At 45.8% G+C, this 26,252-nt stretch carries 30 protein-coding genes; 28 read left to right on the forward strand and 2 right to left on the reverse strand.

The annotated features are described in order from the left end of the window. Positions 1 to 6: 6 nt before the first annotated feature. The 9 genes from aroE to BW931_RS03050 all read left to right on the forward strand — a co-directional run bounded on the left by aroE (position 7) and on the right by BW931_RS03050 (position 6,998). Positions 7 to 837, forward strand: a complete 831-nt coding sequence (gene aroE / locus BW931_RS03010) for a shikimate dehydrogenase (RefSeq protein WP_008588732.1) — start codon at positions 7 to 9, stop codon at positions 835 to 837. Positions 838 to 841: 4 nt separating this feature from the next. Then, positions 842 to 1,132, forward strand: coding sequence for a ribosome assembly RNA-binding protein YhbY (gene yhbY, locus BW931_RS03015; protein WP_008588734.1), 291 nt, complete (start codon positions 842 to 844; stop codon positions 1,130 to 1,132). Positions 1,133 to 1,147: 15 nt separating this feature from the next. Beyond that, complete coding sequence (locus BW931_RS03020; protein ID WP_076569854.1) at positions 1,148 to 1,717, forward strand: nicotinate-nucleotide adenylyltransferase; 570 nt, start codon at positions 1,148 to 1,150, stop codon at positions 1,715 to 1,717. After that, on the forward strand, positions 1,704 to 2,288 hold the full coding sequence (yqeK, locus tag BW931_RS03025; RefSeq protein WP_076569856.1) for a bis(5'-nucleosyl)-tetraphosphatase (symmetrical) YqeK: 585 nt from the start codon (positions 1,704 to 1,706) through the stop codon (positions 2,286 to 2,288). The genes BW931_RS03020 and yqeK overlap by 14 nt, the downstream gene beginning before the upstream one ends. Further along, a complete protein-coding gene (gene rsfS, locus BW931_RS03030; protein WP_008588740.1) occupies positions 2,281 to 2,637 on the forward strand; it encodes a ribosome silencing factor in 357 nt (118 codons plus the stop codon). Before yqeK ends, rsfS begins: the two co-directional genes overlap by 8 nt. Next, on the forward strand, positions 2,634 to 3,356 hold the full coding sequence (locus BW931_RS03035) for a class I SAM-dependent DNA methyltransferase (protein WP_076569857.1): 723 nt from the start codon (positions 2,634 to 2,636) through the stop codon (positions 3,354 to 3,356). Before rsfS ends, BW931_RS03035 begins: the two co-directional genes overlap by 4 nt. Before the next feature lie 194 nt (positions 3,357 to 3,550). Beyond that, on the forward strand, positions 3,551 to 4,141 hold the full coding sequence (locus tag BW931_RS03040) for a helix-hairpin-helix domain-containing protein (RefSeq protein ID WP_008588745.1): 591 nt from the start codon (positions 3,551 to 3,553) through the stop codon (positions 4,139 to 4,141). A 59-nt stretch (positions 4,142 to 4,200) separates the two neighbouring features. Next, positions 4,201 to 4,770 carry a ComE operon protein 2 gene (locus BW931_RS03045; protein ID WP_008588747.1) on the forward strand — a complete coding sequence of 190 codons (570 nt, stop codon included), beginning with the start codon at positions 4,201 to 4,203 and terminating at the stop codon, positions 4,768 to 4,770. 71 nt (positions 4,771 to 4,841) lie between these two features. Next, positions 4,842 to 6,998, forward strand: a complete 2,157-nt coding sequence (locus BW931_RS03050; RefSeq protein WP_268794158.1) for a DNA internalization-related competence protein ComEC/Rec2 — start codon at positions 4,842 to 4,844, stop codon at positions 6,996 to 6,998. Between the two features lie 30 nt (positions 6,999 to 7,028). Here BW931_RS03050 and BW931_RS03055 read toward each other — a convergent pair whose 3' ends face one another. Further along, complete coding sequence (locus BW931_RS03055) at positions 7,029 to 7,163, reverse strand: YqzM family protein (RefSeq protein WP_008588751.1); 135 nt, start codon at positions 7,161 to 7,163, stop codon at positions 7,029 to 7,031. A gap of 227 nt (positions 7,164 to 7,390) precedes the next feature. Between BW931_RS03055 and holA the strand changes: the two genes are divergently transcribed. Next, positions 7,391 to 8,392, forward strand: coding sequence for a DNA polymerase III subunit delta (gene holA / locus BW931_RS03060; protein ID WP_076569861.1), 1,002 nt, complete (start codon positions 7,391 to 7,393; stop codon positions 8,390 to 8,392). 91 nt (positions 8,393 to 8,483) lie between these two features. On the opposite strand, the gene rpsT is transcribed toward holA, so the two are convergent. Then, the gene (gene rpsT / locus BW931_RS03065; RefSeq protein WP_076569862.1) at positions 8,484 to 8,741 is read right to left on the reverse strand and encodes a 30S ribosomal protein S20; all 258 of its coding nucleotides are present in this window, start codon (positions 8,739 to 8,741) and stop codon (positions 8,484 to 8,486) included. A gap of 279 nt (positions 8,742 to 9,020) precedes the next feature. Here rpsT and lepA point away from each other — a divergent pair, with 279 nt between their 5' ends. The 18 genes from lepA to era all read left to right on the forward strand — a co-directional run bounded on the left by lepA (position 9,021) and on the right by era (position 26,205). Then, positions 9,021 to 10,835 (forward strand): translation elongation factor 4, encoded by a 1,815-nt coding sequence (gene lepA, locus BW931_RS03070; RefSeq protein ID WP_076569864.1) that lies wholly within the window; start codon positions 9,021 to 9,023, stop codon positions 10,833 to 10,835. Positions 10,836 to 10,891: 56 nt separating this feature from the next. Next, on the forward strand, positions 10,892 to 12,028 hold the full coding sequence (gene hemW / locus BW931_RS03075) for a radical SAM family heme chaperone HemW (protein ID WP_076569866.1): 1,137 nt from the start codon (positions 10,892 to 10,894) through the stop codon (positions 12,026 to 12,028). Positions 12,029 to 12,129: 101 nt separating this feature from the next. Beyond that, complete coding sequence (gene hrcA / locus BW931_RS03080; RefSeq protein WP_076569868.1) at positions 12,130 to 13,152, forward strand: heat-inducible transcriptional repressor HrcA; 1,023 nt, start codon at positions 12,130 to 12,132, stop codon at positions 13,150 to 13,152. Positions 13,153 to 13,248: 96 nt separating this feature from the next. After that, entirely contained in the window at positions 13,249 to 13,794 is a 546-nt protein-coding gene (gene grpE, locus BW931_RS03085) for a nucleotide exchange factor GrpE (protein WP_008588763.1), read from the forward strand. Positions 13,795 to 13,824: 30 nt separating this feature from the next. Next, the gene (dnaK, locus tag BW931_RS03090) at positions 13,825 to 15,654 is read left to right on the forward strand and encodes a molecular chaperone DnaK (RefSeq protein WP_076569870.1); all 1,830 of its coding nucleotides are present in this window, start codon (positions 13,825 to 13,827) and stop codon (positions 15,652 to 15,654) included. A gap of 192 nt (positions 15,655 to 15,846) precedes the next feature. Next, on the forward strand, positions 15,847 to 16,971 hold the full coding sequence (gene dnaJ, locus BW931_RS03095; RefSeq protein ID WP_008588767.1) for a molecular chaperone DnaJ: 1,125 nt from the start codon (positions 15,847 to 15,849) through the stop codon (positions 16,969 to 16,971). A gap of 189 nt (positions 16,972 to 17,160) precedes the next feature. After that, positions 17,161 to 18,111, forward strand: a complete 951-nt coding sequence (prmA, locus tag BW931_RS03100; protein ID WP_076570204.1) for a 50S ribosomal protein L11 methyltransferase — start codon at positions 17,161 to 17,163, stop codon at positions 18,109 to 18,111. Next, positions 18,111 to 18,854, forward strand: coding sequence for a 16S rRNA (uracil(1498)-N(3))-methyltransferase (locus BW931_RS03105; RefSeq protein ID WP_076569872.1), 744 nt, complete (start codon positions 18,111 to 18,113; stop codon positions 18,852 to 18,854). Before prmA ends, BW931_RS03105 begins: the two co-directional genes overlap by 1 nt. A 73-nt stretch (positions 18,855 to 18,927) precedes the next feature. Beyond that, positions 18,928 to 19,599 carry a deoxyribose-phosphate aldolase gene (deoC, locus tag BW931_RS03110; RefSeq protein ID WP_143541855.1) on the forward strand — a complete coding sequence of 224 codons (672 nt, stop codon included), beginning with the start codon at positions 18,928 to 18,930 and terminating at the stop codon, positions 19,597 to 19,599. A 110-nt stretch (positions 19,600 to 19,709) separates the two neighbouring features. After that, the gene (gene rpsU / locus BW931_RS03115) at positions 19,710 to 19,883 is read left to right on the forward strand and encodes a 30S ribosomal protein S21 (protein ID WP_008588775.1); all 174 of its coding nucleotides are present in this window, start codon (positions 19,710 to 19,712) and stop codon (positions 19,881 to 19,883) included. A gap of 29 nt (positions 19,884 to 19,912) precedes the next feature. Beyond that, entirely contained in the window at positions 19,913 to 20,359 is a 447-nt protein-coding gene (locus tag BW931_RS03120) for a GatB/YqeY domain-containing protein (RefSeq protein WP_076569876.1), read from the forward strand. Positions 20,360 to 20,462: 103 nt separating this feature from the next. Then, positions 20,463 to 21,803 (forward strand): NfeD family protein, encoded by a 1,341-nt coding sequence (locus BW931_RS03125; RefSeq protein ID WP_076569878.1) that lies wholly within the window; start codon positions 20,463 to 20,465, stop codon positions 21,801 to 21,803. Beyond that, positions 21,800 to 22,792 (forward strand): flotillin-like protein FloA, encoded by a 993-nt coding sequence (gene floA / locus BW931_RS03130; protein ID WP_008588782.1) that lies wholly within the window; start codon positions 21,800 to 21,802, stop codon positions 22,790 to 22,792. The genes BW931_RS03125 and floA overlap by 4 nt, the downstream gene beginning before the upstream one ends. 43 nt (positions 22,793 to 22,835) lie before the next feature. Then, positions 22,836 to 23,261 carry a hypothetical protein gene (locus tag BW931_RS03135; RefSeq protein WP_076569880.1) on the forward strand — a complete coding sequence of 142 codons (426 nt, stop codon included), beginning with the start codon at positions 22,836 to 22,838 and terminating at the stop codon, positions 23,259 to 23,261. 237 nt (positions 23,262 to 23,498) lie between these two features. Beyond that, a complete protein-coding gene (locus BW931_RS03140; RefSeq protein WP_008588786.1) occupies positions 23,499 to 24,458 on the forward strand; it encodes a PhoH family protein in 960 nt (319 codons plus the stop codon). A 17-nt stretch (positions 24,459 to 24,475) separates the two neighbouring features. Next, positions 24,476 to 24,943: an rRNA maturation RNase YbeY gene (ybeY, locus tag BW931_RS03145; protein ID WP_076570205.1), complete on the forward strand. Its 468-nt coding sequence runs from the start codon at positions 24,476 to 24,478 to the stop codon at positions 24,941 to 24,943. Continuing rightward, entirely contained in the window at positions 24,918 to 25,286 is a 369-nt protein-coding gene (locus tag BW931_RS03150) for a diacylglycerol kinase family protein (RefSeq protein WP_076569882.1), read from the forward strand. The genes ybeY and BW931_RS03150 overlap by 26 nt, the downstream gene beginning before the upstream one ends. 16 nt (positions 25,287 to 25,302) lie before the next feature. After that, complete coding sequence (gene era, locus BW931_RS03155) at positions 25,303 to 26,205, forward strand: GTPase Era (RefSeq protein WP_076569884.1); 903 nt, start codon at positions 25,303 to 25,305, stop codon at positions 26,203 to 26,205. Positions 26,206 to 26,252: the final 47 nt, after the last annotated feature.

Consider the following 26,252-nt stretch of genomic DNA (forward strand, 5'->3'; position numbering starts at 1 on the left):
TCTTACATGTTACAATTAGGATTGATCGGATCACCGCTCGGACACTCTTTATCCCCGTGGCTTCACAGCAATTTCCTGGAGCAGACAGAACTGAAGGGTGAATATCAGTTAATGGAGATTAAGCCGGAGAATTTCCCCGAAGAAATCAGCACGTTGAAAGACAGGGAAATGAACGGCTTTAATGTAACAGTTCCTTTCAAAAGGGAAATCATTCCGTTTCTGGACAGCATTGATGACAGGGCTTCTCGTTTGGGAGCCGTCAATACAGTGGTGGTGCAAAATGGAAAGTGGAGGGGTTACAACACTGACGGGGACGGCTATCTCGAATCAGTCCGTGCTGTATACCCTGACATTATTTCCTCTGCCGAAAGGGTGCTCATCATTGGAAGTGGAGGTGCCGCCCGGGGAATCGCTTTTTCTTTAAGTGGTTTATCGCTTAAAATCGATGTTACGAATCGCACTCCCTCCAGGGCCGAAGAGCTGCTTTCGGATCTCCCGGAAGCTGTTCGGGGCCGTTTTTTAACACTGAACGAAGCTGCTCTTGCTCTGGATGAATACGATTGGGTGATCCAGACCACTTCAGTGGGAATGGCACCGAAGGCGGAAGAAATTCCGATTGACGTAAAGAAAGTGAAAGAAAATGCTTTGTTCAGTGATATAGTGTACAGGCCGCTTGAGACCCGATTTTTGCTGGAAGCAAAAAGAAAAGGAGCGAGAGTTCATTACGGGCATCTGATGCTGCTTTATCAGGCTGCTTACTCATTTGCCCTTTGGACGAACGAAGAAGTGCTGCCCGCTTCTTTAATAACAGAAATGGAATCGAAACTGGAAGGATGATATCATGCTCACAAGTAAACAAAAGAAACACTTAAGGAAATTATCCCATAATATACAGCCTATATTCCAAATTGGAAAAGGCGGTCTGAACAGTAACCTGGTCGTTCAGATAGATGAAGCACTGGAGAAAAGAGAACTGATTAAAGTCAGTATACTTCAGAACTCGATGGAAGAACCATCTGTTGCTGCAGAAGAAATAGCGCAGGATACAGATGCTGAAATTGTACAAGTGATCGGGGGAACGATCATACTCTACAGAGAATCGGAAGAAAATAAAGAAATCGAGCTTCCTTAGAAGGAGCGTACTTAAATGGAGAAAATAGGTTTGTTTGGAGGTACGTTCGATCCTCTTCACATCGGCCACATGATTCTTGCAGAGGCTGTTCGGGAAGCTTGGAAGCTGGAGGAGATATGGTTTATCCCCTCTCACCTCCCTCCCCACAAAGAGAAAGCTTCCGTCAGCGGCAGGGATCGTATGGAGATGGTCAGGAAGAGCATCAGCCAAAATGACAAGTTCAAAGTCTGTGATCTGGAACTCCTGAGGGGGGATAAATCCTACACTTTGAAAACGGTACGTGAGTTGAAAGAACGGTATCCGGATAAAAAGTTTTTTTTCATCATAGGCGGAGACATGGTCGAGTCTCTCGGGAGCTGGTACCATATTGAAGAACTTATGGAGGAGGTTTCGTTTGTCGGAGTGAACCGTCCCGGTTACTCATTCGGAACTGATTATCCTGTATCGAAGGTGGAAATTCCTCCTCTGTCTATATCTTCCAGTGAAATAAGGGAAAGGATGGAGAGAAATTTGACCATCCGCTATATGGTACCTGAGCCGGTTTACTTTTATATCAAAAGGAAGGGTCTGTATGAACACGAATAGAGAAGTGCTGAAAGAGTTTGTCCGCCCCCATTTAACAGAAGAACGGTTCCGACACACCATACGGGTGACGGATACTGCGCATCAGCTGAGTGGCAGGTTCGGCGGAGACAGTGATAAAATTGAGGAAGCGGGTATGCTTCACGATTATGCCAAGTTCAGGCCGAAAGAGGAAATGGCCCGCTGGATTTCCGGAAGTGTGGGGCTGCCTAAAGATCTTCTGGATTATTCTCCGGTTCTCTGGCACGGACCGGTAGCTGTGAAAATGCTTGAGAAGGAATGGGGCCCTTTGCAGCCGGAGGTACGTACGGCCATCGCTTCTCATACGACAGGGAAAGCTCATATGTCCCTGTATGATAAAATTATTTTCCTGGCCGACTATATAGAACCTGCACGTGCTTTTCCGGGAGTGGAGGATGTAAGGGAGATCGCCGAGGAGAGCCTGGACCGGGCCTGTCTCGCTGCCCTTACGAATACGATCGGTTTTCTGATGAAGAAGAAGCAGACCGTCTACCCGGATACGTTTCATGCTTATAACGAACTACAACGAAAACAGGAGGAACATTATGGATAGTAAAGAACTTGTGAAAATAGCGGCTCAGGCCTGCGACGATAAAAGGGCCAACGATATAGTTGCTCTGAATATGGAAGGGATTTCTCTGATCACTGATTATTTCCTGATCTGCGACGGTTCCAATGAAAGACAGGTGCAGGCTATTGCCAAGGAAGTGAAAGATCAGGCGGATAAAAATGGGATTGAAGTAAAGCGCGTAGAAGGGGAAAAGACAGGAAGATGGATTCTTGTAGACCTTGAAGATGTTGTATGCCACATCTTCCACAAAGACGAACGCGACCATTACAATCTCGAAAAACTATGGGGAGATGCCGAAACAATGTCACTTGAAGGAATAGCGAGTTCATGAGTTACGGGCAGTTAGCCGTCGTTTACGACCGGCTGATGGAGGATGCTCCATATGATGAGTGGAAAGCTTTTTTTCTGAACATTTTATCAAAAGAAGAGGTCCGCGCTGAATATGTACTTGAACTCGGATGCGGTACTGGTGAAATCACTCATCGGCTGGAAGAGGAAGGTTTTAAGATGACCGGCGTCGACATGTCGGAAGAGATGCTTGCGATAGCTTCTTCTAAACGCAACTCCTCCATCCGTTGGGTGCAGCAGGATATTGCAAACCTTGAAGGGCTGCGGGAATACGGGGCCGTCATTAGCTTCTGTGATGTAGTCAATTACATCACAGAAGAGAGAGGGCTCGAATCGATGTTTCTGAATGCTTATGAGGCACTCGAAGAAGGAGGAGTGTTCATCTTCGATATCCACTCGCCTTCTCATGCGCATAAACATATGTCGGGTCAGACCTTTGCAGAAGTTTATGATGACCTCAGTTATATATGGTTTTGTGATGAAGAGAACGACGTGATGACCCATGACCTTACATTTTTCATAGAACATGAGGGGGTCTACCGTCGTTTTGATGAAGTGCATCATCAGCGCATATACCAACCGGACTATATTCGTAAAGCGCTATCGGATGCCGGCTTTGAAATTTCGGGTGTTTACAGCGACTTTTCCCTGGATGAATCAGAAGACGGTGATCGAATATTTTTTGTATGTAAGAAGGTGTGATAACTTCACATCTTTTTTTCATAGGCGTGTAAAATTTGACGGAAGGTAAAAGAGGAATATGAGAATAAATGTCGAATATTTACTTACTGACACCATCCCCCTCAAATAACACATCATAATCAATTACCCCTGTTTATCCTCTTCCTTTTCGTTTCCGAAGTCCACTTTCTCCTCCCGTATATGGAGGATCGAATATGACTTTCATAAAAAGATATTGGCCGGCGGGTATCGTACTTATTATCGTTATCAGCCTATTGTTCAATTTTACGACCGGCAGCAGAGAGGAAGTACTAGAGCAGAAAGAAAACCCCTTAATCACAGAGGCGGAGCCGGCGGGCGATGATGAAACAGAAGCTGCGGAAGGTGATCTGATCGTCGATGTTAAAGGGGAAGTCAACGCCCCGGGCATCTATGAAGGGAGGCCCGGGATGAGGGTGTATGACGCTGTGGAGATGGCCGGAGGATTTACCGATCAGGCGGACGAGGCGAGCGTAAATCTCGCTCAGAAACTTGAGGACGAAATGGTGATTCTTGTAACAGTTGTTACCGGGACGGAGGGCGGCGCTGGCTTGGCCGTTTCGGAGCAAGGCGACAAAGTGAAAATTAATTACGCCACAGTGGATGAAATAACGACCATCAATGGTATAGGACCTTCTAAGGCAGAAGCGATTGTAGCCTACAGAGAAGAAAATGGAATGTTCAGGAAGACTGAAGAACTTTTGGAAGTCAGGGGGATAGGTGAGAAAACTCTTGAAAATATGGAGGAATATATTTTGATCCCCTGAAAAGATTTGACGGATCAGGTGGAAGTATTTAAACTTTTTTCAAAAAGGATGTGAGAGCAATGGCTAGAATTGCATGGGACCAATATTTCATGGCCCAGGCTCATTTACTCAAGTCGAGAAGTACGTGTGAACGCCTTTCCGTCGGTGCAGTGATAGTAAGAGAAAAGAGAATGATCGCCGGAGGTTATAACGGAAGTGTCACCGGAGGTGTTCATTGTACAGATGAAGGGTGCTACGTTGTGGACGGTCACTGCATCAGAACGATCCATGCAGAAATGAACGCACTGCTTCAGTGTTCCAAATTCGGAGTAGCCACAGAAGGTGCAGAGATATATGTAAGTCATTTCCCATGTGTGCATTGTACAAAAGCTATCATCCAGTCGGGCATCAGAGCGGTGTATTATGGGGGGGATTATAAAAACCACCCTTATGCCGTAGAACTGCTTCAGCACGCAGGCGTACATACAGAAGAAGTACCGTCGACAGTAGCCATAAGAGATTCTGAGGAAGAGACCCGGCTTATGGATGAAATGCTGGAACGGCTGAAGGAAAGAGACGATCCAGAGTACGAAGAGTTCCGCAGGAAAGTTGATAACCTTACGAATGAACGGATAAGTTCCAATCTGTGAAGGGGAAATGGCATTTTCCCCTTCTCTGTTTTTTACTAGGCGCCTCGTTGATCCAGTTTTCGCCATCGTGGGTGATCCTCCCATTTTTTCTGGTATGGATGCTCTTCTTTATACGGTCCGGAATTTTGTTCCCGGTGATGCTCGCAGCTTTCTTTTCCGGTGTACTCGTATACAGTTTATCTGCCGAGACGATTGAAGATACAGGAAGTCCCTACACGGGAAAAATCCTTTCTCCCCCCAAATATAACGGGAGTGCAGAATCTTTTTCACTGAAGACAGACGAAGGGGTGATTCTGGACATTACTCACTTTGTCGGAGAGGGTAGCTCCTTTTTCTTTGATGAATTCAAAGCAGGTGCTGAATGCAGGGTGCAGGGAGAAATCGAATCGTTCCCTGCAGCGTCCAATCCCGGTGAATTCGATTACTCCGGTTTTATGCAAAAGCGCGGCTACGGGGGGCAGGTAGAGGTCGAACATACTGCTGAAATTACGTGTGACGGATCGAGTCTGCTCGGTGAGTTTTATGAACGAAGAGAAATGGTTATGGACGAGTTGGCAGGGAAGACTTCAACCATCCTGTGGCCCTGGATGAAAGCTCTCGTTTTCGGGGAACAGACAGAAATCAGGGAAGAGACTCTCCAGGCGTTCCGTGAATGGGGTGCTTCTCATATCCTTGCTATATCCGGTTTACATGTGGGGTTATTGTGCGGCCTGATATACGTTCTTTTCTACCGAAGCGGGGTTATGACGTTATCACAGGTGAAAATACTGATTCTGTCGGTGCTCCCGATTTTTGCTTTCGTGGCAGGCTCACAGCCTTCCGTACTCCGTGCTTCCCTGATGGCATGTTTTATGGCGATAATGTGGTATTTGAAATTGAAGCCTTCCATGACTGATATATTGTCGGCAGCCGCTTTTATACTCCTTTTCATCAATCCTTCACTGCTTTACAACGCAGGGTTTCAGTTTTCGTTCGCTGTAACATTCAGTCTGCTGCTCTCCGCCGATTTTCTTGGACGGGACACGCGGGCGTGGGTTCTTTCCTTACGGGTCGCGCTGATATCCCAGTTAGCGCTCCTGCCTCTCCAGCTTTACTACTTTTATGAATTTTCCCCTTTATCTTCCCTGATCAATTTACTGCTCGTTCCTTATTTCACCCTCTTTTTCATTCCTTCCATTTTCCTTTTGTTTCTGGCATTCTTCAGCCTTCCGGAATTCGTATATGAAGCGTTCACGGAAATGCTGGGCGGAATACACGTCATATTTATTGATACAGTTCTTTATCTGGGAGAAGGAATGAACGTACAGTGGGTGACAGGGGAGTTCCCTCTCTCCTGGTTTCTTCCGTACTATTTATGCTTTTATGTAATGATGGATCATATTGTGAAAGGAGAAAACAGGGCAGCGTTCTGTTACGGGGCACTACTGTCTCTGGTTCTTATTGTTCACAGTTCTCTCCCTTACATTAATGGGGAAGGGAAAGTGACTTTTCTGGATGTCGGTCAGGGGGACAGTGCAGTTATTGAACTTCCTCACAGAAGAGGTGTAATTATAGTGGATGCGGCGGGTCCCCCTCACTTCCAGGAGAATCGGGATAAAATAGCGGAAAATATTCTTGTGCCTTTTCTCAACTCCCGTGGGATAAGGAAAGTGGATGCAGTGTTCATCACTCATAATGATACTGATCACAACGGCAGTTTCGCCGGTTTGCTTGAAGATATCGATGTCGGCCGTCTTTTCGTCTCCCCTTATGATGAGGGGGACTACAAATTCAAAAAGACGGAACTCTCCGCCGGAGATACTTACGGAATAGAGGGGTACGAATTCCGTGTACTGTCCCCAGGAAAGGATCACCTGGATAAAAATGATAATTCACTGGTTCTTCATACTGCCCTCGGCGGAAAAGGATGGCTATTTACGGGAGACATTTCGGCAGGGGTGGAGAAAACGGTACAGGAGGCTCATGGACCGCTTCCAGTCGCGATTCTGAAAGTGGCTCACCACGGCAGTAAAACTTCTACCTCGGAACTATTCCTCGATACTTTTGAACCCGGTATCGGAATTATCTCGGCCGGGCGTAACAACAGATATGGTCATCCTCATCCCGAAGTGCTTCGTACACTGGAAAAGGCGGAAGTCGAAGTGTGGAGAACGGACAGGCATGGTGCTGTAACTGTCACTTTTACGGATAGCAACATTGCGACGGTTACGGGCTTTCTTTCTCCATAAAAAAAGACTGCCGAAGCAGTCTTTGCACGACTATGATCCTAATACGGAAAAAGCCGTTCCGATAAAGAAAATGATAAAGAAGAAAACGAATGAAAAAACAAATCCGAGTCCCGAATCGATGACGTCATTTGTTTTTGTTTGAATTTCTTTTTCAAATTGGTTCATGACTCACCCTCCTATATCTTCATTAAGTATAAAAGAATTATAGAAAAAAATCCAGATGAAAATATATTATCATTGTAAGGGACTACCATTGTATATGTAAACTTCTTTGTATAAAATGGTCCCGCCGCCTTCCGGAGGGTTTTTGACAGGAGAAGAATTCCTTTTTAAAATGATAGTGATGAAACTGACACGAAGTCAGTACGTTTAAAAGTGAGCGAGGTTATACAATGGGGAAAATCTACGTGTTATACGGAGAAGAAAGATACCTGATCGAGCAGGAAAAAGAAAAGATTGTAAGAGCAGAAACGACAAAAGAGGAAAGAGAATTCAATTACAGTACGTTTAATCTTGAAGATACTCCTGTAGAAGAGGTAGTGGCGGACGCTGAAACTCTGCCTTTTCTCGGAGATCGTAAACTTATCGTCGCAGAAAACCCTGTATTTTTACTTGCCAAGCCTCCAAAGTCGGAAGTGGAGCATGATATAAACCGGTTGCTGACGTACATAAACGATCCTGCACCTTACACAACTCTCGTGCTTATTGCTCCCTATGAAAAAGTGGACGAGCGGAAAAAAGTGATGAAAGAACTGAAGAAAAAAGCGGAAGTGAAATCCTTTTCGGCCATCAAGGAATGGAATATGGAAGAGTGGGTGGACAAATTAGCTGTGGAACTGAATCTTGACCTGGCGTCCGGGGTGAAAGAACTGGTTATACAATCTGCCGGCACCAACCTTATGGTTATGAGAAGTGAGCTTGAAAAACTCGGCCTTTATGCAGACAATAACTACATTTCCACGGATATTGCCGAGGAGCTTCTATCATCTTCTCTTGACACTTCCGGCCTGAAGCTCGTGGATGCTGTTATTAATAAAGATTTAGGCAAAGCCGTATCCATTTATAAAGAACTGCTGAGGATGAATGAAGAACCCATTGCTCTCGTCGCTCTGCTGGCCTCCCAGTTCAGAATGATCGCCCAGGTGAAGATTCTGAAGCAGAAAGGGTACACGGAAAACCATATGAAAAGTTACATTAAAGCTCACCCCTACGTTTTGAAGCTGGCAGGTCAGAGGGAAAAGAACTTCACTCAGGAAAAACTGGACCACATTCTTCTTACCCTCGCAAGGACAGATGAGTATATGAAAACCGGGCAGATGGAGAAGGAACTGGCGTTTGAGATGATGCTTTACGATATTATAGCCGAACATAACAAAGGCGCACTTACTCCGTAACGAGGAGGTGCGCCTTTGTTATGTTCATTTATTCACGGGATGAAAAAACGACCCGCTCACGGATCGTTTGCTGGTCATAAAAGAAAACCTATTACGCGTTCTGAACAAGCTTCGTCAAGCGGGATTTTTTACGGTTACCGTTATTTTCATGAATTGCTCCACGTTTAACGGCTTTATCAATCTTCTTAATTGCCCCGTCAAGAGCTTCTTCTGCGTTTTGGTCATTGCTTTGCGCCAGTTTTTCTACGCGTTTAATCGCAGTACGCATATCTGATTTGAAAGCTGCGTTCAGTTGACGAGCTTCTTCGTTAACGATTACGCGTTTTTTGGATTGTTTAAGGTTAGCCATTCTTTCACCTCCTAGGTAAAAACAGTAGCATAATTGCATTCGAACAAGGGATATTGTATCAAAGCAGAGCTGTTATTTCAATGATATTCGTTCCTCAATCTTTAAAAATGACGGTAAAGGGAGGGGCGTGCGGGAAGGGTGAGCTCCGCTTTGTATCGACACCGCGCAGGGAACGCAGCTGAAAAGGTTGATACAGATGAAGGGATGTAATTGAATAATTCCTGTTCAGTTGCTATAATCAACCTAGTTGTATGCGCGATTTTACTAGGAGTGATATATGTGACAACGCAAATTAAAAAGGGGAATGTGCGTAATTTTTCAATTATCGCCCACATTGACCACGGAAAGTCTACGCTCGCCGACCGTATATTGGAAAAAACGAAGGCGTTGACCCAGAGAGAAATGAAAGAGCAGTTTCTTGACGGAATGGATCTTGAACGTGAGAGAGGTATAACCATCAAGCTGAACGCAGTTCAGTTGAATTACACCTCTGCAGCGGAGGAAGATTATTTATTTCACCTTATAGATACACCGGGTCACGTGGATTTTACATACGAGGTGTCCCGGAGCCTGGCTGCCTGTGAAGGAGCGATTTTAGTCGTTGATGCTGTACAGGGAATTGAAGCCCAGACGCTCGCAAACGTGTACCTCGCTCTTGAGAACGAACTGGAGATTATTCCTGTCATCAACAAGATTGACCTTCCAGGCGCTGATCCGGACAGAATAAAACAGGAAATCGAAGACGTTATCGGTATCGATGCTTCGGAAGCCATTCTCGCTTCCGCCAAAGATGGAGTCGGCATCGATGAAATACTAGAACGGATAGTAACAGATATCCCGGCTCCCGCCGGAGCAAAAGAGAACCCTACAAAAGGGCTGATCTTCGACTCTCTGTATGACTCTCACAAAGGAGTCATTGCTTATACATGTATACGGGAAGGTTCCATCCGCGTAGGTGACAAAATCCGGATGATGGCAAAAGGGAAGGAATTTGAAGTAACGGAAATCGGTGTCTTCCGCCCTGAGCCTACGCCGGTCAAAGAATTGATAGTGGGTGATGTCGGTTACCTTACAGCTTCCATCAAAAATATCGGTGATTCCCAGGTCGGGGACACCATCACCCTTGTCAAAAATCCTGCTGCTGAACCATTGCCGGGATATAAACGTATGAACCCTATGGTCTATTGCGGAATGTTTCCGGTTGATTCCAACAACTATAACGACCTGAGAGATGCTTTGGAGCGACTTCAACTAAATGATTCCTCCCTACAGTTCGAAGCCGAAACGTCGCAGGCTCTCGGTTTCGGTTTCCGTACAGGGTTTCTCGGTATGTTGCATATGGAAATCATTCAGGAACGGATTGAACGGGAATTCAGTATCGACCTGATAACTACGGCTCCAAGCGTTATTTACAACGTTATCCTGACGGATGGCACAGAAAAACAGGTAGATAATCCTTCCATGATGCCTGACAACCAGAAACTTGAAGAAGTTCAGGAACCTTATGTGAAGGCGACCGTAATGGTGCCGAATGAGTATGTCGGCCCTGTTATGGAACTTTGCCAGAGAAAACGCGGTAATTTTGTGGACATGAAATACCTTGATGACAATCGCGTGAACATCATCTATGATATCCCATTATCCGAAATCGTTTATGACTTTTTCGATACGCTGAAATCACAGACTCGAGGATATGCTTCTTTCGATTATGAGTTCATAGGTAACCGTACGTCCGATCTCGTGAAAATGGAAATTCTTCTGAACGGTGATACGATTGACGCTCTTTCGTTCATTGTCCATAAAGATTTCGCTTTCGAGCGCGGCAAGCAGATTACGGAGAAGCTGAAAGATCTCATACCGAGACAGCAGTTTGAAGTTCCTGTTCAGGCAGCTATCGGTAATAAGATCGTTGCCAGGTCCACTATCAAAGCCATGAAGAAAAACGTACTTTCCAAGTGTTACGGCGGGGATGTTTCCAGAAAACGTAAGCTCCTTGAGAAACAGAAGGAAGGTAAAAAACGTATGAAGATGGTAGGGTCTGTAGAAGTCCCTCAGGAAGCTTTTATGTCCGTGCTTGAAATTAATGATGATTGATTAACGGAAAACCGCAGGGAAATGCTTGCGGTTTTCTTTAGTGGGGAGGAATAAATATGAAAATTTCTTCAGCTTACATCCACATTCCGTTTTGTCAGCAGATTTGTCACTATTGTGATTTTGTTAAATTCTTTTACGACGAGAAAGCTGCAGATCAGTATTTGGAAGCGCTGGAAATCGAAATGGACGGGTATGTCCCGGATGCGAAACAAGTGATGAAGACGATTTATGTAGGAGGCGGTACACCTACGGTTCTGACAGCCGTCCAGCTGGAAAAATTGCTTAAAATGATCGATGGCCATTTTGATATAGATAAATGTGAAGAATATACTTTTGAAGCGAACCCGGGTGATCTTGATCAGGAGAAAGCCGATCTGCTTGCGAAATACGGAGTAAACCGGATCTCTCTCGGAGTTCAGACTTTTGATAATACACTTCTGGAGGAACTGGGCAGGGTCCATAAAGAAGAAGATGTATATCTTAATATTGAAAGGTTGCGTAAGGCAGGGATAGACAATATCAGCATCGATCTGATGTATGGTCTTCCGAACCAGTCCGTCGAGCTCTTTGAGGAATCTGTGGACAAGGCACTTGAACTGAACCTGCCTCACTATTCCTCTTATTCGTTACAAATAGAACCGAAAACGGTGTTCCATCAGCGTTACAAAAAAGGTGAACTTTCAAAACCCCCGGAAGAAGATGAAGTGGAAATGTACCATCTCCTGCAGAGAAAACTCCGGGAAGAAGGCATTTACCATTACGAAATAAGCAATTTTTCCCGTCCGGGTTATGAGAGCGAGCACAACCTGACTTATTGGGACAACGCTTGTTATTATGGGATCGGTGCAGGCGCACACGGATACCTGCCTGGAAAACGGACCATAAACATCAGGCCGCTCCCTGCCTATTTGAAGAAAGTATTTGAAGACGGAAAGCCGGTACTGCATGAAGAACCGGTAGGATTGAAAGAAATGATGGAAGAAGAAATGTTTCTCGGGCTGAGGAAGATGGAAGGTGTTTCCCGGGCACGGTTTGAAGAGAAGTACGACAGGGACCCTGACGAAGTTTTCGGAGGAGCCGTAGATACGTTGATCGGACGGGGCCTTTTAGAAGAGGACAGCGGATATATAAAGCTGACGGAACAGGGGAAACTGTTCGGCAATGACGTTTTTGCATCTTTTTTAATCGACTGAGAATTTTTCCGGTTTATTCGTTGACATCTTTCTGACCTTTTGATAACTTAATTATAGATTTAGCACTCGGAACCAATGAGTGCTAACAGAGGTGATCATCGATGCTAACAAATCGTCAGTTGCAAATACTAAAAGTAATCGTTGATGATTTTATTCTTACTGCCCAACCGGTGGGTTCACGGTACATTTCCAAGAAAGAAACCGTGGACTACAGTCCGGCGACTATTCGTAATGAGATGGCGGATCTCGAGGAAATGGGTTTTCTGGAAAAGCTTCACTCCTCTTCAGGAAGAGCTCCATCTGAGAAAGGGTATCGATTTTATGTGGATCATCTGCTTTCTCCCTCCACACTGAGTTCCAGGGAGAAAAACCTCATTCGGGAATCTTTCGGGAAGAAAACGCTGGAGTTTGAACAGGTGGTGGAAAAGTCTGCAGGAATACTTTCTGACCTTACCAATTACACCTCTATCATTCTCGGGCCGGAAGTTTTCGAAACCAGACTTAAACAAATCCAGATTACTCCCCTGTCTCATGAAAAAGCTGTAGCAGTGCTCGTTACCAACACGGGTCATGTGGAACACCGCGTGTTTTCAACACCGGTGGAGATTAAATCGACTGATCTTGAGAAAATGGTCAATATCCTTAACGAGCGTTTGAAAGGCGTGGCTTTGATTGAAGTGCCCGAGAGATTGAACAGAGAAATTTTTTCTCTTTTGAAAGAGCATGCCGAACACTTCAATGATGCTTTCATGTACCTTCGTGCAGCTTTGGCCAATGATAACTCCGCCAAGCTCTACGTAGGGGGAAAGACCAATATTCTGATGCAGCCCGAATTCAAGGACATAGACAGGATAAGGTCTATTATGTCCATGATTGAAGAGGAAAAGGATATTGCCAGCCTTTTGAAAACGAGCGATAAGGGTATTCAGACAATGATCGGTCATGAAAATCCTTTCATTGCCCTTCAGCACTGCAGTATCATTACCGCTAATTACTACCTCGGGAATCAGCAGGTGGGGACACTGGCTCTGCTCGGGCCGACCCGTATGGAATACAACCGCGTAGTAACGTTAGTGGAAGAACTGTCCAGACACATGACGGAAACCTTCAGGGAATGGTATTAAACGAAGGTTCCGCTTGTTGCTGTCACTTTCTTTTGTGATGGTGTTTATATGTGTTATATTCAGTAACGGTGAGAATAACCCTGGGAGGTGGCCTTCATGGCAGAAGAAGAAAAAGACACTAATACTGTTATGAACGAATCGGATGGGACAGAAGAAAACCCTGAAGATATAGTGTCCGAATACACAGAAGAGCAGACAGAACTGGAGAAAGTCGAGCAGGAAAGAGACGAAATCCAGGAAAGAATGCTTCGTGTACAGGCGGATTTCGACAACTTCCGTCGGCGTACACAGAAAGAAAAAGAGATGGATCGTAAATACAGATCCCAGTCTCTCACAGAAGAATTGATCCCTGTCCTGGATAACTTTGAGCGTGCTTTACAGACAGAAGTTAAAGAAGAATCCGCTCAAGGGTTTGTCGACGGGATGAAAATGGTATATAACCAATTGTGGAGCGCTCTTGAAAAAGAGGGTGTGGAAGTAATAAGTGCCCAGGGAGAAACGTTCGACCCTCATGTGCATCAGGCAATGATGCAGGTGGAGGAAGAGGGTTATGAATCAAACGTGGTCGTCGATGTACTTCAGACCGGTTACAAACTGAATGACCGCGTGATTCGCCCTGCTATGGTAAAAGTAAACCAATAAAAGTTTAATGTATTGAAGGAGGAAGTCACTATGAGTAAGATTATCGGAATTGATTTAGGTACCACAAACTCTTGTGTAGCAGTGATGGAAGGCGGGGAATCGAAAGTAATCCCTAACCCGGAAGGGAACCGTACTGCTCCATCTGTAGTAGCGTTCAAAAATGGCGAACGTCAGGTAGGGGAAGTGGCGAAGCGTCAGGCTATCACTAACCCGAACACTGTCCAGTCCATTAAACGTCACATGGGCACGGATTACAAAGTGGAAATCGAAGGAAAAGAATATACACCACAGGAAATTTCAGCAATCATCCTTCAGTATCTGAAGGAATATGCGGAAGACTATCTCGGTGAAAAAGTGGAGAAGGCAGTTATTACAGTACCTGCTTACTTCAACGATTCCGAACGTCAGGCTACAAAAGATGCCGGTAAGATTGCAGGCCTTGAAGTAGAACGTATCATTAACGAGCCTACAGCTGCGGCGCTTGCATACGGTATTGACAAAGAAGACCAGGATCAGACAATCCTTGTATATGACCTTGGTGGCGGTACGTTTGACGTGTCCATTCTGGACATTGGTGACGGTACGTTCGAAGTTGTGTCCACGGCAGGGGATAACCGTCTCGGTGGTGACGATTTCGACGAACTTCTTATGGACCACATGGTCAAAGAATTCAAAAAAGAAAACGGAATCGATCTTTCCAAAGACAAAATGGCTAAACAGCGCCTGAAAGATGCCGCTGAAAAAGCTAAGAAAGATCTGTCCGGAGTAGCACAGACGCAAGTATCCCTTCCGTTTATCACAGCGGGCGAAGCAGGTCCTCTTCACCTGGAGATGACAATTACCCGTGCGAAATTCGAAGAGCTTACTTCCGAGCTCGTGGAGCGTACGATGAAACCTACACGTCAGGCTCTTAAAGATGCGAACATGAGTGCATCCGACATTGACCGTATTCTTCTCGTAGGTGGCTCCACTCGTATTCCTGCTGTTCAGGAAGGTATTCAAAAAGTAGTAGGAAAAGAACCTTCCAAAGGCGTAAACCCGGATGAAGTAGTGGCTCTCGGTGCCGCTATTCAGGGTGGAGTGCTTCAGGGAGACGTCAAGGACGTTGTTCTTCTGGACGTAACACCGCTCTCTCTCGGTATCGAAACGATGGGTGGCGTAACGACGAAACTTATCGAAAGAAACACTACGATTCCTACAAGTCATTCCCAGACTTTCTCTACAGCAGCGGACAATCAGACAGCTGTCGATATTCACGTCCTGCAAGGGGAACGTGAAATGGCCCAGGATAACAATACGCTAGGTCGTTTCCAGCTGACTGATATCCCGCCGGCACCGCGCGGTGTACCACAAATCGAAGTTTCTTTCGATATTGATGCAAACGGTATTGTAAACGTTCGTGCCAAAGATCTCGGAACGAACAAAGAGCAATCCATTACCATCAAGTCCTCTTCCGGTCTCTCCGACGAAGAAGTGGAGCGTATGGTTAACGAAGCCGAAGAAAACGCTGAGGCTGACAAGCAGAAGCGCGAAGAAATCGAACTTCGTAACGAAGCTGATCAGCTGATCTTCACTACAGACAAGACGATCAAAGATCTTGGCGAACAGGTAAGTGAAGAAGAGAAACAAAAAGCTGAAGATGCTAAAGCTGAGCTGCAGACAGCACTTGAAGGCGAAGATCTGGAAGACATCAAAGCTAAGCGCGACAACCTTCAGGAGCAGGTTCAGGCGCTGTCCGTGAAAATGTACGAGCAGGCCGCCCAGCAACAACAGCAGGGTGAAGGCGAAGAAGGTCAGGACGATGTTGTAGATGCTGATTACGAAGAAGTGAACGACGAGGATAAAGACGAAAATAAATAAGAAAGATCAAAAAAGTCAAAGTCAGGATTTTCTTGGCTTTGACTTTTTTCAACAGAATGAACGTGTCAGTGCAGGGCAAGCTGGAAGAGGTGATCCGCCTGTAAGGCGGATTTTCTTTCGGACGCCTGTTGAAGGAAGGGACATATCGTTCTATAATTATGCTTGTAACAGAGTTCGGGAGAGTGATGGAATTTGAGTAAACGAGATTATTATGAGGTCCTTGGAATTTCCCAGGATGCTTCAAAACAGGATATTAAGAAAGCTTATCGCAAACTCGCCAGAAAATATCACCCTGATGTAAGCGAAGAAGAAGGGGCTCAGGAGAAATTTAAAGAAGTAAAAGAAGCGTATGAAACACTGAGCGATGATCAGAAAAGATCTCAGTATGATCAGTTCGGTCATGAAGGTCCCGGCATGGGTCAGGGTGGTTTCGGCGGAGCTGAAGACTTCGGCGGTTTCAGTGACATTTTCGATATGTTCTTCGGCGGCGGCGGGGGACGCAGACGCGATCCGAACGCACCGAGAAGAGGTAATGATCTGCAGTATACGATGACTCTTGAATTCGAAGAAGCGATCTTCGGCAAGAGTACGGATGTAGAGATTCCACGGGAAGAAGAATGTGACACTTGTGACGGTTCAGGCGCCAAGCCTGGCACTTCTCCGGAAACGTGCCCTCATTGTCAGGGGGCAGGGCAGATCAATCAGGAACAGAATACACCATTCGGCAGAGTCGTTAATCGCCGCGTCTGTCATCACTGCCAGGGGTCCGGAAAAATCGTTAAAGAAAAATGTGCGACCTGTGGCGGAAACGGCCGGGTAACCAAGACGGATTCCATCCATCTGGACATTCCTGCAGGTGTGGATGAAGGCCAGCAGGTACGGATTCCAGGAAAAGGAGAAGCAGGTGTCAACGGCGGTCCTGCCGGGGATCTGTATGTAGTTATCCAGGTCAAACGTCACGAATTCTATGAACGTGACGGCGATCACATTTTCTGTGAAGTGCCACTCACATTTGCTCAGGCCGGGCTCGGTGACGAAATCGAAGTGCCGACCCTGCACGGAAAAGTTATGCTGAAGATTCCTGCAGGAACGCAGACAGGCAAAACCTTCCGCTTGAAAGGGAAAGGTTCCCCTAACGTTCATGGCCGCGGCCACGGTGACCAGCATGTTAAAATAAGAGTGGTTACTCCTAAAAACCTGACGGACAGACAGAAAGAACTGCTCCGTGAATTCAACGAAATCAGCGGGAATGAGACAGCCGAAGAACAGCATGGAAACTTTTTCGAAAGAATGAAACGTGCTTTTAAAGGTGAATAATTTTGTGTAAATATAATGCTCGATGTAAGATAGGAAGGAGGAGCTCCTCCTTCCATTTACATGGAGTATTTTGTTTTAGGGCGTGTTCAAAGGGAAGTGTCGATAAAGACCGCTTTCAAATACGGTCCGTGATAAAACACTCTCTGTTATATTTTTGGAAGATAAATGAGGAAAGAGCAGGTGGAGGAAATGAATTGGTCCGAAATTAGTATACATACAACAAATGAAGCGGTAGAACCGGTTTCAAACCTCCTACAGGAATCCGGGGCAGGCGGAGTAGTGATCGAGGACCCGTCGGATCTTGAAAAATATGCCGCAAGATTCGGGGAAATCTATGATCTGGATCCTTCAAATTATCCGAAAGATGGTGTTATCGTTAAAGCATATTTGCCCGAGAGTTCTTCATCGCCGGAGGTTATAAAAGAGATTGAGGCCTCAGTGGCGTCTCTTACCGATTATGGCATTGACATTGGATATAATGAAATTACTGTAGCGGTAATAAAGGAAGAGGACTGGGCAAACTCCTGGAAAAAATACTATAAACCGGTAAAAATATCCGAAAAAATCACAATTGCACCGACCTGGGAAGATTATGAAGCGGACACAACGGAAGAACTTGTAATTGAGATGGATCCCGGCATGGCATTCGGAACCGGAACACACCCCACTACGGCTCTCAGTATGCAGGCGCTGGAGAAATATATTAGAGATGGGGACGTGGTACTTGATGTCGGCGCAGGGTCCGGTATCCTCAGTGTAGGAGCCGTGCTTCTGGGAGCAGCTCACGTACATGCGTTTGATCTGGATGAGATAGCGGTCCAGAGTACCAGAAACAATGCACAGTTGAACGGTGTAGAGAACAGGGTGAAAGCGAAGGAAAACAACCTTCTGGAAGGCGTCACACAGGAGGCGGATGTCATCGTCGCCAATATACTTGCGGAGATCATCGTCAAGTTTCCAAAAGACGCCTTCTCGTTGCTGAAGCCGGGCGGTTATTTTATAACATCCGGAATTATAGAAGGAAAAAAAGACCTCGTACGTAACAGCCTGAAGGAAACCGGATTTGAAATCGTGGAAACGACTAACATGAAAGACTGGGTTTCCTATACGGCAAGACGTCCGCTGCAGGAGGACGGATGATGCAAAGGTACTTTGCAGGACGTGACAACTGGTATGAAGACAGAGTGAAGATCACCGGTCCGGATGTGCATCATATACGGAAAGTTATGAGAATGGCCCCTGGAGATACAGTGACAGTAGTTCACCCTGATAAGAAAGCCTTTGAGGCGGAAATAACAGAGATAGATGAGGAAGTATACTGCGTACTGAAGTATCCGCTCGAAACCGATCCGGAACTTCCCCAGAAAGTGACTATCGTGCAGGCAATCGGAAAATCCGACAAGGTGGAGTGGGTCGTGCAAAAAGGCACGGAACTGGGGATGACGGAAATGATTCCTTTTCAGGCTGGGCGGTCCGTGGCAAAATGGGATGAAAAAAGGCAGCAGAAAAAAGTGGAAAGATGGAATAAAATTGCCAAGGAAGCTGCTGAACAATCGGAAAGATTGATGATCCCCGAAGTTAAATCGGTGGCATCCTTAAAGCAGGTCATCGAGTGGACGGAGGGGTTCGGGCATCTGTTGTTCGCTTATGAAAACGAAGCCCGGGAAGAGACGGAATCACGGTTGTCCAAGTACATCAGAAAAGTGGACCCCGGTGAGAGCGTCTGTCTGGTTATAGGCCCGGAAGGCGGATTCACTCCGGAAGAAGTTTCTGTGCTTAACGGGGCATTTTTTCAACCGGTGCGGCTCGGCCGTCGCATTTTAAGAATGGAAACAGCTGCTTTATATTTCCTCTCTGCCCTGTCGTATGAATGGGAAGAATAAGAAAACGCTTTTCTTTTGATTTGAAAACAGTTACTATGGAATTAGATGTACGAACAAGCTGAAAAGGAGATGTATTATGAGCACACTGGCAAAGATGATTGACCATACACAGCTTAAACCCGAAACAACGAAGGAAAAAATCGAACAGATATGCGAAGAAGCAAAAGAGTATGATTTCGCTTCTGTCTGTGTAAATCCATACTGGGTTTCTTACTGCAACGAACAGTTGAAAGATACAGATGTAATGGTTTGTACGGTTATCGGTTTCCCGCTTGGCGCATCTACAACAGAAGTTAAAGTATATGAAACAAAAACGGCGATTGAACATGGTGCCGAAGAGGTGGACATGGTCATCAATGTAGGGGAACTGAAAAGCGGCAACACGGAAGCGGTACAAAAAGATATCGAGGCTGTCGTGGAAGCCGCAGCCGGTAAAGCCACTGTAAAAGTGATTATTGAAACCGCTCTTCTTGAAAATGAAGAAAAAGTCACAGCTTGCGAACTTGCTAAACAGGCCGGTGCTGATTACGTGAAGACCTCTACCGGTTTTTCGGGTGGAGGAGCCACACTGGAAGACGTTTCTCTTATGAGGGAGTCAGTCGGCGACGACATGGGAGTCAAAGCATCAGGCGGCGTAAAAGATTACGAAGATGCAAAACAGATGATTGATGCCGGAGCTACGAGAATTGGAGCGAGTTCCGGAATTGCGATCATTCAGGGGAAAGAAGGCACATCTGATTATTAAGAGCAGAGTGCTTGTTGACCTGATGAATTTGGTGTAATATAATTGACAAAGATATGGGGTCTGTCCATATCTTGAACTAGTTTTGTTTGTTTCGGAGGGAGGGAAGTAATATGTCTAAGACCACTCGCGTACGCAAAAACGAATCTTTAGAGGATGCTCTTCGTCGTTTCAAGAAAGACGTATCTAAAAGCGGTACTCTGGCTGAGGCTCGTAAGCGTGAATATTACGATAAGCCAAGCGTTCGTCGTAAGAAAAAATCCGAGGCAGCAAGAAAGCGCAAGTAAGTGTTCTGTGAAGAGGGTGTAGAGATAAAATGACTATTTCTGAACGTCTTACAGAGGACATGAAAGTCGCTATGAAAGCCAGGGATAAAAAAAGACTTGGCGTTATCCGTATGGTGCGATCGTCCATGCAGAACGAAGCGATAAAACTCGGTAAGAATGATCTGACGGAAGAAGAGGAACTGACGGTTTTATCGCGTGAGGTAAAACAAAGGAAAGATTCCCTCCAAGAATTTAAACAAGCTGGTCGGGATGACCTTGTAAGTGACCTTCGGGAAGAAATCAACATTCTAAACGACTATCTGCCGAAGCAGTTGACGGAAGAAGAGTTGGAGGCTGTAGTCTCCGAAACCATTAATGAAGTCGATGCTTCCGGTAAAAGCGACATGGGTAAAGTAATGTCTGCCGTTATGCCTAAAGTAAAAGGAAAAGCGGACGGCACCCAGGTCAATAAAGAAGTTATGAAGCAATTATCATAAACAAAGAAAAGGCCTCTCAGAAACGAGAGGTCTTTTTTCATAAATTCCCTGAAACGTTTTCACAGCTACATACGTATAAGATATAAGCGAGACGAAAGGGGGGATGACGGTGAGCGTGATCAGGAAATGGAAAAGCTTCATATTACTCTTTCCATTTCTGCTTATGTTATTAGCTCCTGTCTCCGTGGAAGCGGCGGGCGAGGTGTATGTAGTTCCTGTTGAAGAAACGGTGGAGAAAGGTATGGCCTCGTTTATCGACAGAGCAATAACTGAAGCGGAAGATGCGGGGGCGAAGCAACTTATATTCGAAATCGATACCCCGGGCGGACGCGTGGATGCAGCGAACGAGATAGGGGAGTATTTAACCGATACTGACGTCCCGACCGCTGCCTACGTCACTAGTCGTGCGTACTCTGCCGGATCTTATATAGCTTTGAATATGGATGAGATCTATATGAAATCCCAGTCGACCATGGGGGCCTCCGGAGTCATTAATTCGGACGGAACAGCAGCCGATAAAAAAGCCCAGTCAGCCTGGATATCAGCTATGACTGCGGCAGCAGAGAATACCGGTAGGGACCCTTTGTATGCAAAAGCCATGGCGGATAAAAGTATAGACTTACCCGAGTATGGAGCTCCGAAGGGAGAGTTTCTTACATTGACCCCTGCACAGGCAGTAGAGGTGGGGTATTCTTCAGAAACGCTTTCCAGTATGGACGCTGTCGTTAAGAAACTCGGGTTTGAGCCTTCCGATACCGTGAGGGTTGAGCCTACATTTTCCGAAAATCTTGCCAGATTCCTGACAAACCCTGCGGTCGTACCTATATTGTTATCGCTTGCAAGCTTAGGGCTTATAGCGGAAATATATACTCCGGGCTTTGGTATTCCCGGTTCTATAGGTATTATGTCGCTTGTCCTTTTCTTTTATGGGCACGTAATCGCCGGACTTGCAGGACTTGAAGCGATCATTCTGCTTGTAGCGGGAATAGCGCTTATTATCGCAGAGATCTTCCTGCCGGGAGGAATTGCCGGGATTGGAGGAGCGGTCGCTATTGTGGCTTCGCTTCTCATGTCCGGCCAGGACCTCGGACACATGGCTTTCAGCATCGGAATAGCCATTGTCGTTACTATCGTAGCGTCAGTTCTGCTCTTTAAATTTGTCGGTTTCCAGAACAACTTCTTTAAAAAAATTGTTCTGAGCGATTCCACAAATACTTCGGAAGGCTACGTTTCGTCCCGAAGCAGACTGGAACTGATAGGCGAGACAGGCGAAAGTCTGACCCCTCTCCGTCCTTCCGGGTCTGGAGTTTTCGGAGACGAAAGGCTGGATGTAGTGAGTGAAGGGTCATTTATTCAGGCAGGTACAGGAATCAAAATCGTGAAAGTGGAAGGGTCAAGAATTGTAGTACGGGAAATTGGAGATAATAAGGAGGAAAAATCATGACGTTACAGGAATTGATGCCATTAATCATCGTTGGAATCATTATTATTGCTTTAGCTGTACTGTTCACTTTCATCCCCGTGATGCTGTGGATCAGCGCACTGGCTGCAGGGGTCAAGATCAGTATATTCAGTCTTGTGGGTATGAGATTAAGACGGGTAACTCCCGCCAGAGTCATCAACCCTCTGATCAAAGCTCATAAAGCCGGTCTTGATATTAATACGAACCAGCTCGAGAGCCACTACCTGGCCGGGGGTAATGTGGACAGGGTGGTCAATGCGCTTATTGCCGCGCACCGTGCAAACATAGAACTGACTTTCGAGCGATGTGCAGCGATCGACCTGGCCGGCCGGGATGTACTGGAAGCTGTTCAGATGAGTGTTAACCCTAAAGTGATAGAGACTCCTTTCATCGCCGGTGTGGCTATGGACGGTATTGAAGTGAAAGCGAAAGCCCGTATCACGGTCAGGGCTAATATCGACCGGCTCGTAGGGGGTGCCGGGGAGGACACGATTATCGCACGTGTCGGAGAAGGTATCGTTTCTACTATCGGTTCCAGTGAGAACCACAATAAAGTGCTTGAGAATCCGGATTCGATTTCCAAAAACGTTCTCGGAAAAGGGCTTGATGCAGGTACGGCTTTCGAGATTCTCTCGATTGATATTGCCGATATAGACATCGGTAAGAACATCGGAGCCATTCTGCAGACGGACCAGGCAGAAGCTGATAAAAATATCGCTCAGGCGAAAGCGGAAGAACGAAGAGCGATGGCTATCGCCCAGGAGCAGGAAATGCGCGCCCGTGTTCAGGAAATGCAGGCGAAAGTGGTCGAAGCGGAAGCGGAAGTACCACAGGCTCTTGCAGAGGCGTTGCGTTCCGGAAAAATGGGAGTTATGGATTATATGAACTACCAGAACATTGATGCGGATACCGACATGAGAAAAACGTTAGGTACTACCGGAGAAACGGATGACGAGGACAACGGCAAGTAATTGGACCTCATTTTCAAGCTTTTGAAGAAAGAGGTGATGATCAGTGGGAGATTTAATATCAGTGATCTTTTCAAACATTTTCATAGTGGGAGCTGTACTTTACGGGATTTTTTCTCTCTTCCAGCGTTCTCAGGAAAACCGGGAAGATAACAGCCCTTCCTCCGTACCGGAACGGCAGAACAGTCCCGCCCCTTCTCTCAACGAGAAGTATGAAGAGATGAAGGAACACGCGGATCAGGATTTTGAAGAAGAGAATGTACACGTTGAAAAAGCATCCGAGAGAAAACATGACGGAATATTGCAGCACGGAGATCTCGTTGTAGATAAAAAAGAAGACGAGACTCAGGAAGTCCATCCGTTCCTCAGGGAAAATTGGACGAAAAGACGAATTCAGGACGGTGTCATAATGAGTGAGATCCTGGGTCCGCCAAGAGCAAAACGTCCCCATCGGCCTTTAAGAAGATGGTGAAGCATGAGACCCGGTCTGCTGAATGCAGGCCGGGTTTTGCTCGTGGTTTAGAAGGAGCTGTGAAAAGGTATGTGAAAACTATAAACATACATAGCCTCCTCCTTATTACGAAGAGCACAGGGACTGGAGGAAAAGTTTTGCACCGCTATACAGACAGTGGTAAAGTAAAATTAATTCTAAAATATAAATTAAATCAAAATTTTATGCAACGAAATATATTAATCAAGGAGATTGAATATGCAGGAAGACTTACAAACGATAGATGTGCATCTGGACAGTCCCGAAGAAGCGCTCACGCTGTTCGGGACGGAAGACAGAAACCTTAAACAGATGGAAGAACAGTTAAGTGTAACTATTGTTTCCAGAGGAGAAAAAGTGAACGTTTCCGGTGTTCCGGAACACGTAGCCATCGTAGAAGATGTTATCGGTTCCCTGCTGGCGCTCATACGCAAAGGCCTCAGCGTTACGGAGAGAGACATTGTATATGCTATTGAGCTTGCTAAAAAAGGTAAAATTAATCAGTTCGAAGCATTGTATGAAGATGAGATAACGAGAAACGCCAAAGGAAAACCGATTCGTGTGAAAACACTGGGGCAAAGAGATTATATCAGTGCCATTAAAAGGAACGATCTGACTTTCGGTATAGGCCCTGCCGGGACGGGAAAGACATATCTTGCTGTAGTTATGGCTGTCAACGCGCTGAAGAATGGAGACGTCAAGAGAATTGTACTCACCCGGCCTGCTGTCGAAGCCGGAGAAAGTCTCGGTTTCCTGCCCGGAGATCTGAAAGAGAAGGTCGATCCGTACCTTCGTCCCCTTTACGACTCCTTACATGACTTGTTCGGTGTTGAGCACACGGCAAGACTGATTGAAAGGGGAACGATTGAAATTGCACCGCTTGCTTATATGAGAGGACGGACGCTTGATGACGCTTTCGCTCTTCTTGACGAAGCACAGAACACTACGCCGGAGCAGATGAAGATGTTTTTGACAAGGCTCGGTTTCGGATCGAAAATGATTATTACGGGGGACATAACCCAGGTGGACCTTCCGAAAGGGATGAATTCCGGTCTTATCGAAGCGAAACAGAAGCTGTCGAAGGTGAAAGGAAGCTCTTTCATCCATCTTGATGAAACGGACGTTGTTAGACATCCGCTGGTGCAGCGGATTATTGAAGCGTATGAAGATAAAGAATAGAGGGGGCTATCAAGATGTTGAAAATCGATTTTCATGATGAAACGAATTCCATCGATGAAGCATTTGTGGATCTGATTGAACGGGTGTTATCTTTTGCTGCCGAGAAAGAGGGGGTAGCAGGGGATAATGAACTTTCCATTACCTTTGTCAACAATTCGCAGATTCAGGAACTGAACAGAAATTACCGGCAGATAGATCAGCCGACAGATGTTCTCTCGTTTCCTATGCTTGAAGAAGGGGAAGATGAGCTTGAGGCCATCGATGAAGATATGCCGCGAATGCTCGGGGATATCGTTATCTCCGTTGATAAAGCAAATGAGCAGGCGGAAGATTACGACCATTCTTTAGAGAGGGAGTTTTCTTTTCTTGCCCTTCACAGCCTCCTGCATCTGCTCGGGTATGATCATGAAAAGGAAGAGGACGAAAAGAAAATGTTCAAACGTCAAGAGGACATATTGAATGAATTCGGACTTGAAAGGAAGTAAAGGAAATAAGCGGATAGGTTTCCGCTTCGCCCTGTCGGGTATCCTTGCCGTGGTAAAGGCAGAGAGGAATTTGAGAATCCACTGTTTTGCCTCTGTAGCCGTACTTTTAACAGGAATCTTCCTTTCCATTTCACCCATTGAATGGGCAGTATTGTTTTTGACGATGGGGCTCGTCCTGTCCCTGGAGGTCGTCAATTCTGTGATAGAACGGGTGATGGATTTCATTCATCCGTCCTATCATCAGGAAGTGAAAGTGATTAAAGATGCTTCAGCCGGAGCAGTTCTTATTGCTGCATGTTTTGCAGTAATGATTGCTCTGGTAATTTTCGTGCCAAATTTATAAGTATGGAGGATGACATATGTCAGATACGTTTAAGTCCGGCTTCACAGCCATTGTGGGCAGGCCCAATGTGGGGAAATCCACATTCATGAACCGGGTGATCGGTGAAAAGATTGCTATTATGAGTGACAAGGCGCAGACGACAAGAAACAGAATACAGGGTGTATATACCGATGAAGACAGCCAAATAGTGTTCATTGACACCCCGGGCATCCATAAACCGAAACATAAGCTCGGGAACTATATGGTCAATACTGCTGAGCAGACGTTGAACGAAGTGGATATTATTCTGTTTATGATAAACGCCGAGGAAGGTTATGGGCGTGGCGACCAGTTCATTGTGGACCGTCTGAAGAACGTGGACCGCCCCGTCTATCTGATCATCAACAAGATCGACCGCGTGCATCCTGATAAACTGATTACGCTTATTGAGCAGTACAGAGAGCTGATGGAGTTCACAGAAATCGTTCCCATCTCTGCTCTGGAAGGAAACAATGTCGACCATCTTCTCACGGTTATCAAAGGCCATCTTGAGGAAGGGCCGCAATACTATCCGGAAGATCAGATTACAGACCATCCCGAGCGATTTGTTATAAGTGAATTCATAAGAGAGAAAGTTCTGCACCTGACAAGAGAAGAAATCCCTCACTCCATCGCGGTAAAAATAGAGGGAATAGATGAAGAGGAGAATGGTTCTCTTCACATTCAGGCAATTATAGTTGTAGAAAGAAAGTCACAGAAGGGTATAATCATCGGAAAGCAGGGAAGCATGCTGAAAGAAGTAGGGACAAGAGCCCGGAAAGACATAGAAGCGCTCCTCGGCAGCAAAGTTTTTCTTGAGCTTTGGGTAAAAGTTCAGAAAGACTGGAGAAACCGGTCGATTGATCTGAATGACTTCGGATACAGAGAAGATGACTATTAATAGAGACACTCCTCGCCCCGCCTATTTTAAGTGAAATATTTACTCCG

The sequence above is a fragment of the Salimicrobium salexigens genome (assembly GCF_900156705.1).
Classification (GTDB): Bacteria; Bacillota; Bacilli; order Bacillales; family Halobacillaceae; genus Salimicrobium; species Salimicrobium album.